Genomic DNA, 13,507 nt, shown 5'->3' on the forward strand with positions numbered 1-13,507 from the left:
GGGCAGAAATGCAGCGAATGGAAGACAGCAGTTATCTTGAGAATATCAACCTCAACGATAAGTCGATTTACTTTAACCGCATGAAGAATATGCCTGCCAACTACTACCACTGGCATCAGTGTGTGGAGATCCTGTCAGTTTCTCAGGGAGTTGGCATCGCGCTAATGGAGCACCAGCAGTACACCGTTAAGCCGGGGCGTATTTTTATTTTTCCGCCGGGAAAGCTGCATAAGGTGTTTGTCGAGCAGGACGATCGTAATGTTTATCACCGTACAACGCTGCATTTTAATGGCTCAATTATTGAACAGTACCTGCGGGATTTTCCGCGTCAGCAAATGTTGCTGCGTCAGCTCTGCGGTCGGGGAGAAAAGGCGCGGGTATTTGATGTCGGCGACGTACAGCCGGTGATTGAAACGCTGCTGAGCCGTTTTGAAACGCTGGTAAAAAGCAAAACGTTCAGCGTCAGCGACAGCGCATTTCTGGTGATGCAGATTATCAGCCTGCTGCCGCATCAGGAGCAGGCGACGGGATACAATACCTTTTCGGTCAGTATTATCCGTTGGATAGAAACCCATTTTCACCAGCGCTGCTCGCTGGACGATATCGCCCACGAGATGGGCTGCTCACGCGGACATGCCTCACGCCGCTTTCACGAGGAAACGGGCGGCACCATTCAGGAGTATCTGATGATGCGCCGTATCCGTCAGGCATGTGAATTGCTGTTGCACACCAACAGCTCAGTGCGTGAGATTGCCGAACAGGTCGGTTTCTCCGAGTACGCCTGGTTTATTACCTGTTTTCGCAAGAATATGGGTAAAACGCCGTTGCAATATCGCAAAACGTATTCCCCCGCCTAGTTCCCACGCTGGATGGCCTGGCCTGTAGGCCGGATAAGGCGAAGCCGCCATCCGGCGCGTTGACGAATTACGTCTGGCAGTGTGGACACCAGTAGAACGGGCGCGAGGAGAGCGTCGTTTTCTCAATAATGCCGCCGCAGCGCTCGCAGGCTTCGCCGTCCCGGTGGAACACCTTAAAGCGAAACAGCGCGCCGTGATGCGTGTTCTCATCCGCCTGACCGCGCGTGGTATAAGAAAGGCGCGGGATATCGAGCAGCGCATGAGATAACGCCTCCAGCTGTTGGTCACTGAGATCTTTCGCCTTATGCTGCCCCGTCAGCCCTACCTGCCAGAGAATTTCCACACGCAGATAGTTGCCCAGCCCGGCGAGAAACGCCTGATCCAGCAACAGCCCGGAAAACTGACGATTACGAAAACGCGCAGAGAGCAGACGCGCTTTTACATCACTGGGCGTCAGCCGCGGGTCCAGCACGTCCGGCCCGACGCGTTGCAGAAACGGGTGGGTGGCGAGCTGTTCCGGCGTCAACATTTCAATGTCGGACGCGCTGTAAAGCAGAATGGTTTTATCCGCCGTTTGCAGGTTAACGCGTAATACCCGGGTGGTTGCCGGGATGTTCCCCGTCTCCACTACTCGCCATACGCCATACAACTGGTTATGGCTGTAGAGCGTCAGCCCCTGCGAAAAGTGGGTCAGCAACGCTTTCCCCCGCGTTTCGATATGGGTGACCGTCTGCCCAATCAGCGGCGATTCATACGGTTTTAACTGCGAAAAGGCAAACCAGACGTCCGTCAACGGTTTGCCTTTTATCGCCGCCTCCAGGTTATCCGCCGCACGACGGATCTCCGGGCCTTCAGGCATAGTTCTGTCCTTTGTTAGTGAGTTGCTCCGCCTGTTACTGCAATGTCAGTTTCCACATGAAGCGCTGTGACAATGGCGATTTCCAACGCCTGACGCACCGTTTCCGCCGCCATGCTGGGCGCACCAGGATGTGCCGCCGCCTGTTCCGGCAGATAAGGAATATGGATAAATCCACCCTTCACGTCCTGAATATCGCGCAATTTATGCAACAGTCCATACATTACGTGGTTGCAGACAAAAGTGCCTGCGGTCTGAGAGACCGATGCCGGAATCCCCGCTTCGCGCATCGCCGAGACCATCGCTTTGATCGGCAGCGTGCTAAACCAGGCTGCCGGGCCTTCCGCCACGATGGGCTCATCAACTGGCTGCCTGCCGCGATTATCGGGGATACGCGCATCGTCAATATTAATCGCCACGCGCTCCACGGTAATATCCGTGCGCCCTCCGGCCTGCCCTATCGCCAGCACCAGCACCGGGGATAACGCGTCAATCGCCGCATTCAGCACGGTGAGAGAGTCGCCAAAGACGCAAGGGAGCTGGCGGGCCACCACGCGACACCCTGCGATAATAGCATTGTCGAGACGCGAGACCACTTCCCAGGAAGGGTTAACCTGCTCGCCGCCGAAGGGTTCAAACCCGGTGATTAATACCGTCTTCATCCTTCCTCCTTACAGAAACATCAGGAAATACATCAGAAACACGTTAACCAACAGCAGCACAATACCGGTCGGCACCTGCGCTTTGATCACCGCATTTTTATCCGGCAGTTCCAGCAGCGCCGCAGGCACGATATTAAAGTTTGCCGCCATCGGCGTCATCAGCGTTCCGCAGTAGCCGGAGAACATGCCGATTGCCGCCATCACCGCCGGGTTCCCGCCATGTTGCAGCACCAGGATTGGAATCCCAATCCCCGCCGTCACAATCGGGAATGCGGCAAAGGCGTTCCCCATCACCATCGTCAGTAGCGCCATACCGATGGTGTAGACCGCCACGGCGATAAAACGGCTATCGACGGCAAGATATTCCTGGGTGAGATACGAAATTCCACTGCCGACGCCTGCCGCGGTAAATAACAGCCCTAACGTGGCGAGGATCTGCGGTAAAATGAACGCCCAACCGATGGAATCCAGCAGACGACGCGCTTCCTGAATCGGCTGGTGCACCTTCTCATGCGTCATCTTTATCGCCATCCCCAGACCAATCAATGACCCCGCAGTCATGGAAAACAGCGTCACCAGCGTGGCGTGATTGCCCGGCCCGAACAGCGCCTCCTGCAATCCGGGAACATGGTTGAACATAAGCACGCCGATCACCGTGACCACCGGGATTGCCAGCGCCGGATAAAACAGGCGGTTGCCCAGACGACTGGCGCTTTCCTCACGCTGTTCGCGAGTTCGCTGGTGATAGCTTCCGAGCTTCACGCCGCCAAAACCGGCAATCAGCGCCATCACCACCACCGCCCCACCGACGGCGATGTTAACCATGCGTTTGTCGCCCACCAGCTGATAAGTCCAGTCGCCGAGCAGGAACAGTACGCCATAAACGCCCCAGAATAACCCCGTCGTCAGGCGACGCGGGTTGGCTTTGTCCTGCCACGACATGACGGCGACAATCAACAGCACCACACCGGCCAGCCAATAGAGATAGCTTTGTTGAAAATTCATTTCGCCTCTCCTTTGCTCATCGCCGCGCTGACTTTCGCCACTTCACGTTGCAGATAATTGTCCAGACGCCACAGGCGCGCGCCGTGAATCAGAAAAGCGCAGATCGCCGTCGGAATCCCCCACAGCGCAATATGCAGCGGCTCGGTCTGAATCCCGCCGGACTCCAGCATGAAGTTGTGCATAAAGATGATGGCGCCAAAAGCCACGAAAATGTCTTCGCCAAAAAACAGCCCGACGTTATCGGTGGCTGCTGACATTGCCCGCAGCCGGTAGCGAACCGTGCCTGGCAGTTCCCCGTGTATTTTCTCTGCCGCCCCTTCCGCCATCGGCGCCAGCAACGGACGCACCATTTGCGGATGGCCGCCGAGACTGGTCAGCCCCAGCGCTGCCGTCGCTTCGCGGACAAACAGATAGACAATCAGCAGACGTCCTGCCGTGGCGCTGCGGATTTTCGCGATCCACGCCTGCGCGCGCTCTTTGAGCCCGTGACGTTCCAGCAGACCGATAACCGCCAGCGGAATCAGCAGAATAAAGGGCAGGTTACGGGTATTGAGGAACCCTTCACCCAGTTTTTCGAGGATCGTGGCGATCGGCATCTGCGCCGCCAGTCCCGTGACGATCCCGGCAATAATGACCACTAATACCGGGTTAAAGCGTAAAAGAAATCCAGCCACAATGACGGCGATACCCATCAGTGGCCAGAGAGAAATTGCGTCTCCCATGATCCGTTCCTGTCAGTCGTGTTGCGTTGTTTTTATTTGCACAGCGCCTCTTCGGGCACTGTGTCAGCCTGGTTATTGGTTATGCCATAATCCTGATACTGCGTTCTTCAAACGCCGCGCGCAAACGACGGGCAAAAGCGAGTGCGTGCTCGCCGTCGCCGTGAATACATACCGTTTGCGCCACAACGTTCGCCCATTCACCGGTAATGCTTTTCACTCTACCGGATTCCACCATGCCCAGCGTTTGCGCCAACGCGTGTTCTTCGTCTTCTACCAGCGCGCCCGGCTGGGTTCGCGGCACCAGGCTGCCGTCAGCCTGATACCCCCGATCGGCAAAAACTTCCTGACGCGTCGTCAGGCCATAATGCTCGCCTGCGCGAATCAGTTCGCTACCCGCCAGCCCGACCAGAATCAGCGACGGATCGCAGGCATGTACCGCTCTGGCGATGGCATCCGCCAGCTGTGGATCTTTCGCCGCCTGGTTGTACAACATACCGTGCGGTTTGACATGACGCATAACGCCGCCTTCCGCGCGGGCTATCGCCGCCAGCGCGCCGATCTGGTACAGCGTCTGGGCGTAGACGGTTTCCGGCAGTAACGTCATGGCGGTGCGGCCAAAGTTTTCCCGGTCAGGGAAACTGGGATGCGCGCCAATCGCTACGCCGTTTTTCAGCGCTTCGCGCACGCTCGCCAGCATGGTTTGCGCATCGCCCGCGTGAAATCCGCAGGCGATGTTGGCGGATGACACCAGTTGCAGTAACGCCGCATCGCTGGCGCACCCTTCTCCTAAGTCTGCGTTAAGATCAATGTTCATCGTTGAGTCGCCATGTTAACTGTTCCAGATAACGCTGCTGATCGTGACGCGCCTTAAGCGCCTCCTCCAGCGTACACTGAACAAAATGGATCGGTTGCCCGAGAGGGATCTGCGCCAGATGATACATATCCGCCTCAATGATGCAGGCGATACGCGGGTAGCCGCCGGTGGTCTGGGCATCGTTCATCAGCACGATCGGCTGACCATTATGCGGCACCTGAATAACGCCCGGCAGCAGCCCGTGCGACAGTAACTCACGTTCAGTGGTCCGTTTCAGCGGTTGCCCCTGCAAACGATAGCCCATACGATTACTTTGCGGGCTAAGCTGCCACGGCGAGCGCCAGAACGCCTCCTGCGAGGCCGCTTCAAACTCCTGGTATTCCGGGCCAGGCAACGCGCGAATCCGGTTCCCCCACAGCAGCTGTTTAACGCCCTGCGGGCCGCTGAACTGGCGTTCTGACCTTCCTGTCGCCAGCCGATCGCCATCTTTTAATAAGCGCCCTTCCAGCCCGCCAATGCCGACTTTCAGATCGGTGCTGCACGACCCCATCACTTCAGGCACGTCAATGCCGCCCGCCACGGCCAGATAGCTGCGCATTCCGTGGAGCGGGCGCTTCAGCGCCAGACGCTGCCCCGCTTTCACCGGCAGCCGCCAGCCGGTCCAGACCGGTTGGTCGTCCAGACGAGCCTCACACCCGGCGCCGGTCAATGCAAACCAGCCGTCGGATTCAAATTCCACCACCAGTTGGCCGAGCGTAATCTCCAGCGCCGGAGCACTGGCGTCATTCCCCACCAGCAGGTTCGCGATATGCAGCGCCGGTTTGTCCAGCGCGCCGCAATGGCTAATACCGGACTGACGATAGCCGTGTCGTCCTCCATCCTGCACTGAGGTGTACATACCCGCGCGAATAATGTTCAGCATACCCCCTCCTTCTGCGGGACAAAGCGTATGGTGTCGCCCGGACGTAACAGGATGGGCTCATCCCGCTGTGGGTCGAACAGCTTCAGCGGCGTATGGCCGATTAGTTGCCAGCCGCCCGGCGTCGGCAGAGGGTAAATCCCGGTTTGCAGGCCGCCAATCCCCACGGAACCAGCCGGAACAATCAGGCGCGGTTCTGCCCGTCTTGGCGTGTGTAATTGTTCCGGTAAGCCCCCGAGATACGGGAAGCCCGGCTGAAAACCTAAAAACCAGACGACGTACTCCACTGAAGCGTGCAGTTCAACCACCTGCTTTTCGCTTAATCCGCTGTGTCGCGCCACCTCCGCCAGATCCGGGCCGCCCTCGCCGCCGTAGGTCACGGGAATTTCGATAAAGCGTGAATCAGGCTCCAGCGCCTCGCTCTCTTCCCACCAGCGCTGCAAACGTTCAATCGCATCCAGCGCCAGCGTCTGCGGCTCGCGCAGGATCACCGTGATATTGTTCATACCCGGAATTGCTTCAACAACATTCGGCATATCGACCAGACGCTGCGCCAGTCGCCAGATGCGTTTCTGGGATGCCAGCGTGACCGGCGGCTCAAGCTCCAGCACCACCGCCGTTTCACCTAACAGATAACAACGCGCTCGTTGCACTTTCGTCCCTCTCGTGTTTTATGCGTTATGCCGGATTAGGAATATCAATAAAGGTCACATCCAGACTCGTATTTTCAGTCAGCCATTCGCTTAACGCGCGAATACCGCCGCGCTCGGTGGCGTGGTGTCCGGCGGCATAGAAATGCAGCCCCTGTTCGCGGGCGGAGTGAATCGTCTGTTCAGAGACCTCGCCGGTAATAAACGCATCCACGCCAAAGCGCGCGGCGCTGTCGATAAAACTTTGCCCGCCACCGGTACACCAGGCCACACGCTGCACTTTTTCCGGCCCGGTATCGCCGCACCATAACGGTTTACGTCCCAGGCGCGCTTCAATCCACGAGGCCAGTTCCAGCCCCGGCACCGGCATTGATAACTCTCCCCACGGCACCAGCGGCTCGATTTCCCCCATCACGGTAATGCCAAGCAGCGCCGCCAGCTGCACGTTGTTTCCCAGTTCCGGGTGCGCATCCAACGGCAGATGCCAGCCATAGAGGTTAATGTCATTCGCCAGCAGCGTTTTCAGCCGGTTGCGTTTCATACCGCGAATGACCGGAGATTCCCCTTTCCAGAAGTAACCATGATGAACGATGACCGCATCAGCTTGCTGGCGTACCGCTTCATCCAGTAAGGCCTGGCTTGCCGTCACGCCGGTCACGATTTTTTGCACCGTCTCTTTGCCTTCAACCTGTAAGCCATTCGGCGCGTAATCGCTGATGGCCGCGCTGTTCAGCTTTTCATTGATCAGTTGTTCCAGTTCGGTGTTTTTCATCATCGCTCCCTTCTTCATATGTGCACTACGTTAAAATAGCGTTCTCCCGTCACTTCGTCGATAGCCATTTCTTCGACACATTGAGAAACAATCACGCCGTTTTAAGACGCAAAATGCTTACCCTTACTCGATCTGATTCATGTATATTTATGCAATCAGACAGCATATTGCAAAAATAATCAGATCTGTATCGAAGTTATAACTTTAAGGAAACACACTCACGCCGCGGATTTCTTTTGCGGTGTGACATCCATCCCGGAATCACAATGAATAAACCATCTTCTCAACCGCGCGCCATTTATTACGTCGTCGCACTGCAAATTTGGGAATACTTCAGCTTTTACGGCATGCGCGCCCTGCTGATTCTCTACCTCACCAACCAGCTAAAATACGACGATAACCATGCGTATGCGCTGTTCAGCGCTTACTGTTCGCTGGTCTATGTCACCCCGATTCTCGGCGGGTATCTGGCGGATAAAGTGCTTGGTAATCGCATGGCGGTCATGCTGGGAGCATTTTTGATGGCCGTTGGGCATCTGGTGCTGGGGGCGAGTGAAATCGCGCCGACCTTCCTTTATTTGTCGCTGGCGATCATCGTCTGCGGTTACGGTCTGTTCAAATCCAACATCAGTTGCCTGTTGGGTGAGCTGTATAAACCGGAAGATCCACGCCGCGACGGGGGATTCTCACTGCTGTATGCCGCCGGCAATATCGGCTCGATCGTTGCCCCTATCGCCTGTGGTTATGTTCAGGAAGAGTACAGCTGGGCGATGGGTTTTGCGCTGGCCGCTATCGGCATGATCGCCGGGTTAATTATCTTCCTGTGCGGCAATCGCCATTTCGCCCACACCACTGGGGTGAATAAAGCCGCGCTGCACGCCAGAACGTTTGTTCTGCCCAACTGGTGTTGGCTGCTGGTGCTGTTGGTCGCCGCGCCGCTGCTGATCACGGTGCTGTTCTGGAAAGAATGGTCGGTCTATGCGCTGATTGTCGCCACCGTTATTGGTCTTGCGGTGCTGACAAAAATCTACCGTCAGGCACAGACGCAAAAACAGCGTAAAGAGCTGGGGCTGATTGTGGTTCTCACCTTCTTCAGCATGTTGTTCTGGGCGTTCGCCCAACAGGGCGGCAGCTCCATCAGTTTGTACATCGACCGATTTGTGAACCGTACGATTCTGGGTTACGAAGTACCGACGGCAATGTTCCAGTCAGTGAATGCCTTCGCGGTCATGCTGTGCGGCGTGGTGCTGGCCTGGCTGATTAAGGAGAGTATGGGCGGCAACCGTACCGTGCGGATCTGGGGGAAATTCGCCCTGGGTCTCGGTTTAATGAGCGCCGGATTCTGCATTCTGACCGTAAGCGCCCGGTTATCTGCCGCCTACGGTCACTCTTCTATGCCACTGATGATCTTAGGGTTGGCGGTAATGGGTTTTGCCGAGTTGTTCATCGACCCGGTCGCAATGTCGCAGATTACACGTATTGAGATCCCTGGCGTGACGGGCGTCCTGACCGGTATCTATATGTTGCTCTCCGGCGCGATCGCCAACTATCTGGCTGGCGTCATTGCCGATCAGACCTCACAGAGCGCGTTTGATGCAAGCGGCGCGATCAACTACGCCATCAATGCCTATATCGATGTGTTCGACCAGATAACCTGGGGAGCGCTGGCCTGCGTGGCGCTGGTACTGCTGATTTGGCTGTATCAGTCACTTAAATTCAGAAACCGCCCGCTGGCGGTTGAGTCCTGAATGACATTACGCCCGGTGGCGCAGCGCTTACCGGGCCTACAGTGTGACTGTCCTGTAGGCCGGATAAGGCATCGCCGCCATCCGGCATAACGTATAAAAAAAAACCGCCACATTTCTGTTGGCGGTTTTCTCGGACGATGCTGTATATCAGTAGAAATCGCAGGTCACTTTTTCTGCCTGCTCCATCCACACCGGTTTATCGCTGGTTTTCGACCAGACGCGATGCAGATAGCTGTAAAAACGAGCACGGTCTTTCCAGAACAACATGACCGGCAGCGCCAGAACCCCAGCCACAACGGCGAGAGTGCGGCGTAACAAAACAACATGAGCTGGATATTCTTTATAGAGTTCCATACTTTTCTCCCCTTTATCTGGCCGGTAATCATCACCGGTAAAGTCAAATTGGTTATCTGCTGAAAATAGTACCGCTTTGCGTGTAATTTTACTACTCATCCGACCACTTATTTTTGTCTATTTAAGGTTTATTTACATTCGCCCTGTAATTAAGTTACATAAAAGTTAAATTAATACTAATCATTAGTTAAATGATGGTCTTTTCCATTTTTATACTTTTTTTACACCCTACGCGCCGATTTTTGCGAAATCTTTGCAGGCAAAAAATTACCCTCCGCATATCAGAAGAAAAACCACTGGAGGTGCACCGTGAGTGCAGGCGTAATCATCGGCATCATGCTGATTTTCTTACTTTTTGGTTACCTGGTGTATGCCCTGATTAATGCGGAGGCATTCTGATGGCGGCCCAGGGATTTTTACTGACAGCCAGTTTTTTACTGATCCTGTTCGTGCTCGCCCGCCCTTTAGGCGTGGGTCTGGCGCGACTTATCAACGACATTCCCCTGCCAGGCACCGCCAGCGTAGAGCGTCTGCTATGGCGCGGGTTGGGGATATCGACGCAGGAAATGGACTGGAAACAGTATCTGCTGGCCATTCTTACCCTGAATCTGTTGGGTCTGACAGTGCTGTTTCTGATGCTGCTGGGGCAAAACCTGCTGCCGCTGAACCCGCAGCAGTTGCCTGGCCTTTCCTGGCATCTGGCGCTCAATACGGCCATCAGTTTTGTCACCAATACCAACTGGCAGTCCTACGGCGGGGAAACCACCTTAAGCTACTTCAGCCAGATGGCGGGACTGACCGTACAGAATTTCCTGTCGGCGGCTACCGGTATCGCAGTGATCTTTGCCCTGATCCGCGCCTTTACGCGCCAGAACATAGATACGCTGGGCAACGCCTGGATGGATTTGGTGCGCATTACGCTGTGGATCTTATTGCCGCTCGCCCTGTTAATCGCTCTGCTTTTCATCCAGCAGGGCGCACTGCAAAACCTGCTGCCCTATCAATCGTTCACCAGCGTTGAAGGTGTGAAACAGCTTTTGCCGATGGGGCCGGTAGCTTCACAGGAAGCCATAAAGATGCTCGGCACCAACGGCGGCGGGTTCTTCAACGCCAACTCATCGCATCCGTTTGAAAACCCGAGCGCATTAACCAACATGGTACAGATGCTGGCGATCTTTTTGATTCCCGCCGCGCTTTGCTTTGCCTTTGGCGATGCGTCAGGCGATCGCCGTCAGGGACAGATGCTGCTGTGGGCGATGTCGATCATTTTCGTGGTCTGCGTCGCCGTGGTGATGTCGGCGGAAGTCCAGGGCAATCCTCATCTGCTGAAGTTTGGCACCGACAGCAGCCTCAATATGGAAGGCAAAGAGAGTCGCTTTGGCGTGCTGGTCAGCAGCCTGTTCGCCGTCGTGACCACGGCGGCCTCCTGCGGGGCGGTTATCGCTATGCATGACTCTTTTACCGCACTGGGCGGCATGGTGCCAATGTGGCTGATGCAAATCGGCGAAGTGGTTTTTGGCGGCGTCGGTTCGGGTTTGTACGGCATGCTGTTGTTCGTATTGTTAGCCGTATTTATCGCCGGGCTGATGATTGGCCGCACGCCAGAATATCTGGGTAAAAAAATCGACGTGCGCGAAATGAAAATGACCGCCCTGGCGATTCTGATTACCCCGACGCTGGTATTGCTCGGTACGGCGCTGGCGATGATGACCGAAACCGGCCGCAGCGGAATGCTCAACCCCGGCCCACACGGTTTTAGCGAAGTGCTGTACGCCGTCTCTTCGGCGGCCAACAACAACGGCAGCGCCTTTGCCGGTCTGAACGCCAACACGCCCTTCTGGAACTGCCTGCTGGCCTTCTGCATGTTTGTCGGTCGCTTCGGGGTGATTATCCCGGTCATGGCAATTGCCGGATCGCTGGTCGGTAAAAAGCGCCAGCCGGCCAGCCCCGGCACACTGCCGACGCACGGCGCGCTGTTTGTCGGCCTGCTGATCGGTACGGTGTTGCTGGTGGGCGCACTGACCTTTATTCCTGCGCTGGCGCTTGGGCCGGTTGCTGAACACCTCTCTTTATATTGAGCGAAGCGGAGTACATGGTGATGAGTCGCAAACAACTGGCGCTGTTCGAGCCCTCCCTGGTCGCTCAGGCGCTGATCGAGGCCGTGAAAAAATTAAGCCCACATACCCAGTGGCGCAATCCGGTCATGTTTATTGTCTGGATCGGCAGTCTGCTGACGACCCTTATCACGGTGGCGATGGCAACCGGGCAGATGCCAGGTAATCCCCGGTTTACTGGCGCGATAAGCCTCTGGCTATGGGTTACCGTCCTGTTCGCTAACGTTGCCGAAGCGCTGGCGGAAGGTCGCAGCAAAGCGCAGGCCAGCAGTCTGAAAGGGGTGAAGAAAACGGCATTTGCCCGCAAACTGCGTGAACCAAAGTATGGCGCGCAGGCGGATCGCCTCCCTGCCGATGAGCTGCGTAAAGGGGATATCGTCCTGGTTGAAGCGGGCGATATTATTCCCTGCGACGGCGAGGTCATTGAAGGCGGCGCATCGGTGGACGAAAGCGCCATTACCGGTGAGTCCGCGCCGGTGATTCGTGAATCCGGCGGCGACTTTGCCTCAGTGACCGGCGGAACACGTATTCTCTCCGACTGGCTGGTCATCGAATGCAGCGTGAATCCCGGCGAAACCTTCCTTGACCGGATGATCGCGATGGTGGAAGGCGCGCAGCGCCGTAAAACGCCAAACGAAATCGCGCTGACCATTCTGCTGATTGCCCTGACTATTGTCTTTTTACTGGCAACCGCCACGCTCTGGCCCTTTTCCGCCTGGGGCGGCCATGCCGTCAGCGTGACGGTGCTGGTCGCCCTGCTGGTTTGCCTGATCCCCACCACTATCGGCGGATTACTTTCGGCGATCGGCGTCGCCGGGATGAGTCGAATGCTGGGAGCAAACGTCATCGCCACCAGCGGTCGGGCGGTGGAAGCCGCAGGCGACGTGGACGTGCTGCTGCTGGATAAAACCGGCACCATCACCCTCGGCAACCGTCAGGCCTCGGACTTTCTGCCCGCTCAGGGCGTGGATGAAAAGACGCTGGCCGACGCAGCGCAACTCTCTTCGCTGGCCGACGAGACGCCGGAAGGCCGCAGCATCGTCATTCTCGCCAAACAGCGTTTTAATCTGCGCGAGCGCGATGTGCAGTCGCGCCATGCCACCTTTGTTCCCTTTACCGCGCAAAGCCGGATGAGCGGCATCAACATTGATAACCGAATGATCCGTAAAGGTTCCGTGGATGCCATTCGCCGCCACGTTGAAGCCAGCGGCGGTCACTTCCCCGCTGACGTGGAGCAAAAAGTGGATAGCGTCGCCCGTCTTGGCGCCACGCCGCTGGTGGTGGTGGAAGGTTCCCGCGTGCTGGGCGTTATCGCGCTGAAAGATATTGTCAAAGGCGGGATTAAGGAACGTTTTGCCCAGTTGCGCAAAATGGGCATCAAAACGGTGATGATCACCGGCGACAACCGCCTGACGGCAGCGGCGATTGCCGCCGAAGCCGGAGTGGATGATTTCCTGGCGGAAGCCACACCAGAAGCCAAGCTGGCGTTGATCCGCCAGTACCAGGCTGAAGGTCGCCTGGTGGCGATGACCGGCGATGGAACCAACGATGCACCGGCGCTGGCGCAGGCTGATGTGGCGGTGGCAATGAACTCCGGTACTCAGGCAGCGAAAGAAGCCGGTAACATGGTGGATCTGGATTCCAACCCGACCAAGCTGATCGAAGTGGTGCATATCGGTAAACAGATGTTGATGACGCGCGGTTCGCTCACCACGTTCAGTATCGCCAATGACGTGGCGAAATATTTCGCCATCATTCCGGCGGCGTTTGCCGCGACGTACCCGCAGTTGAATACGCTGAACATTATGCGTCTGCATTCGCCGGATTCCGCAATCCTCAGCGCGGTGATCTTCAATGCGTTGATTATCGTTTTTCTGATCCCGCTGGCATTGAAAGGGGTGAGCTATAAGCCGCTTTCGGCCTCTGCCATGCTGCGCCGTAATCTGTGGATTTACGGCCTGGGTGGTCTGGTTGTGCCGTTTATCGGCATTAAAGTGATTGATTTACTGCTGACTCTGCTGGGTCTGGTGTGAG

General features: G+C 56.5%; 14 protein-coding genes. 5 read left to right on the top strand and 9 right to left on the bottom strand.

Translation table 11 applies throughout. From position 1 onward, the window contains the following. Positions 1 to 8 precede the first annotated feature (8 nt). Positions 9 to 857, top strand: coding sequence for an AraC family transcriptional regulator (locus CKO_RS10375; RefSeq protein WP_012133291.1), 849 nt, complete (start codon positions 9 to 11; stop codon positions 855 to 857). 67 nt (positions 858 to 924) lie between these two features. On the opposite strand, the gene nei is transcribed toward CKO_RS10375, so the two are convergent. From nei to ybgI, 8 genes are all read right to left on the bottom strand, one after another. Then, complete coding sequence (nei, locus tag CKO_RS10380; RefSeq protein ID WP_012133292.1) at positions 925 to 1,716, bottom strand: endonuclease VIII; 792 nt, start codon at positions 1,714 to 1,716, stop codon at positions 925 to 927. 14 nt (positions 1,717 to 1,730) lie between these two features. Then, positions 1,731 to 2,375 carry a pyroglutamyl-peptidase I gene (pcp, locus tag CKO_RS10385; protein ID WP_012133293.1) on the bottom strand — a complete coding sequence of 215 codons (645 nt, stop codon included), beginning with the start codon at positions 2,373 to 2,375 and terminating at the stop codon, positions 1,731 to 1,733. 9 nt (positions 2,376 to 2,384) lie between these two features. After that, positions 2,385 to 3,380, bottom strand: a complete 996-nt coding sequence (locus tag CKO_RS10390; RefSeq protein WP_012133294.1) for a DUF979 domain-containing protein — start codon at positions 3,378 to 3,380, stop codon at positions 2,385 to 2,387. Further along, positions 3,377 to 4,102 carry a DUF969 domain-containing protein gene (locus CKO_RS10395; protein ID WP_012133295.1) on the bottom strand — a complete coding sequence of 242 codons (726 nt, stop codon included), beginning with the start codon at positions 4,100 to 4,102 and terminating at the stop codon, positions 3,377 to 3,379. Before CKO_RS10395 ends, CKO_RS10390 begins: the two co-directional genes overlap by 4 nt. Positions 4,103 to 4,181: 79 nt before the next feature. Further along, positions 4,182 to 4,916, bottom strand: coding sequence for a 5-oxoprolinase subunit PxpA (gene pxpA, locus CKO_RS10400; RefSeq protein ID WP_012133296.1), 735 nt, complete (start codon positions 4,914 to 4,916; stop codon positions 4,182 to 4,184). Continuing rightward, the gene (gene pxpC / locus CKO_RS10405) at positions 4,906 to 5,838 is read right to left on the bottom strand and encodes a 5-oxoprolinase subunit PxpC (protein ID WP_012133297.1); all 933 of its coding nucleotides are present in this window, start codon (positions 5,836 to 5,838) and stop codon (positions 4,906 to 4,908) included. The genes pxpA and pxpC overlap by 11 nt, the downstream gene beginning before the upstream one ends. Beyond that, on the bottom strand, positions 5,832 to 6,488 hold the full coding sequence (gene pxpB, locus CKO_RS10410; RefSeq protein ID WP_024130533.1) for a 5-oxoprolinase subunit PxpB: 657 nt from the start codon (positions 6,486 to 6,488) through the stop codon (positions 5,832 to 5,834). The genes pxpC and pxpB overlap by 7 nt, the downstream gene beginning before the upstream one ends. A 25-nt stretch (positions 6,489 to 6,513) precedes the next feature. Continuing rightward, complete coding sequence (gene ybgI / locus CKO_RS10415) at positions 6,514 to 7,257, bottom strand: radiation resistance protein YbgI (RefSeq protein WP_024130534.1); 744 nt, start codon at positions 7,255 to 7,257, stop codon at positions 6,514 to 6,516. A 266-nt stretch (positions 7,258 to 7,523) separates the two neighbouring features. Between ybgI and CKO_RS10420 the strand changes: the two genes are divergently transcribed. Beyond that, positions 7,524 to 9,005 (top strand): MFS transporter, encoded by a 1,482-nt coding sequence (locus CKO_RS10420; protein ID WP_012133300.1) that lies wholly within the window; start codon positions 7,524 to 7,526, stop codon positions 9,003 to 9,005. Between the two features lie 147 nt (positions 9,006 to 9,152). On the opposite strand, the gene CKO_RS10425 is transcribed toward CKO_RS10420, so the two are convergent. Next, positions 9,153 to 9,359 (bottom strand): YbfA family protein, encoded by a 207-nt coding sequence (locus CKO_RS10425; RefSeq protein WP_024130535.1) that lies wholly within the window; start codon positions 9,357 to 9,359, stop codon positions 9,153 to 9,155. A gap of 309 nt (positions 9,360 to 9,668) precedes the next feature. Between CKO_RS10425 and kdpF the strand changes: the two genes are divergently transcribed. The 3 genes from kdpF to kdpB are packed head-to-tail and all read left to right on the top strand — an operon-like array spanning position 9,669 to position 13,506. Then, a complete protein-coding gene (gene kdpF / locus CKO_RS10430; protein WP_048902400.1) occupies positions 9,669 to 9,758 on the top strand; it encodes a K(+)-transporting ATPase subunit F in 90 nt (29 codons plus the stop codon). After that, positions 9,758 to 11,437 (top strand): potassium-transporting ATPase subunit KdpA, encoded by a 1,680-nt coding sequence (gene kdpA / locus CKO_RS10435; protein WP_012133304.1) that lies wholly within the window; start codon positions 9,758 to 9,760, stop codon positions 11,435 to 11,437. The genes kdpF and kdpA overlap by 1 nt, the downstream gene beginning before the upstream one ends. Before the next feature lie 20 nt (positions 11,438 to 11,457). Continuing rightward, positions 11,458 to 13,506 (top strand): potassium-transporting ATPase subunit KdpB, encoded by a 2,049-nt coding sequence (gene kdpB, locus CKO_RS10440; protein ID WP_024130536.1) that lies wholly within the window; start codon positions 11,458 to 11,460, stop codon positions 13,504 to 13,506. The last annotated feature ends 1 nt before the right edge of the window (position 13,507 follow it).

The sequence above is a fragment of the Citrobacter koseri ATCC BAA-895 genome, from assembly GCF_000018045.1.
Taxonomy (GTDB): domain Bacteria; phylum Pseudomonadota; class Gammaproteobacteria; order Enterobacterales; family Enterobacteriaceae; genus Citrobacter_B; species Citrobacter_B koseri.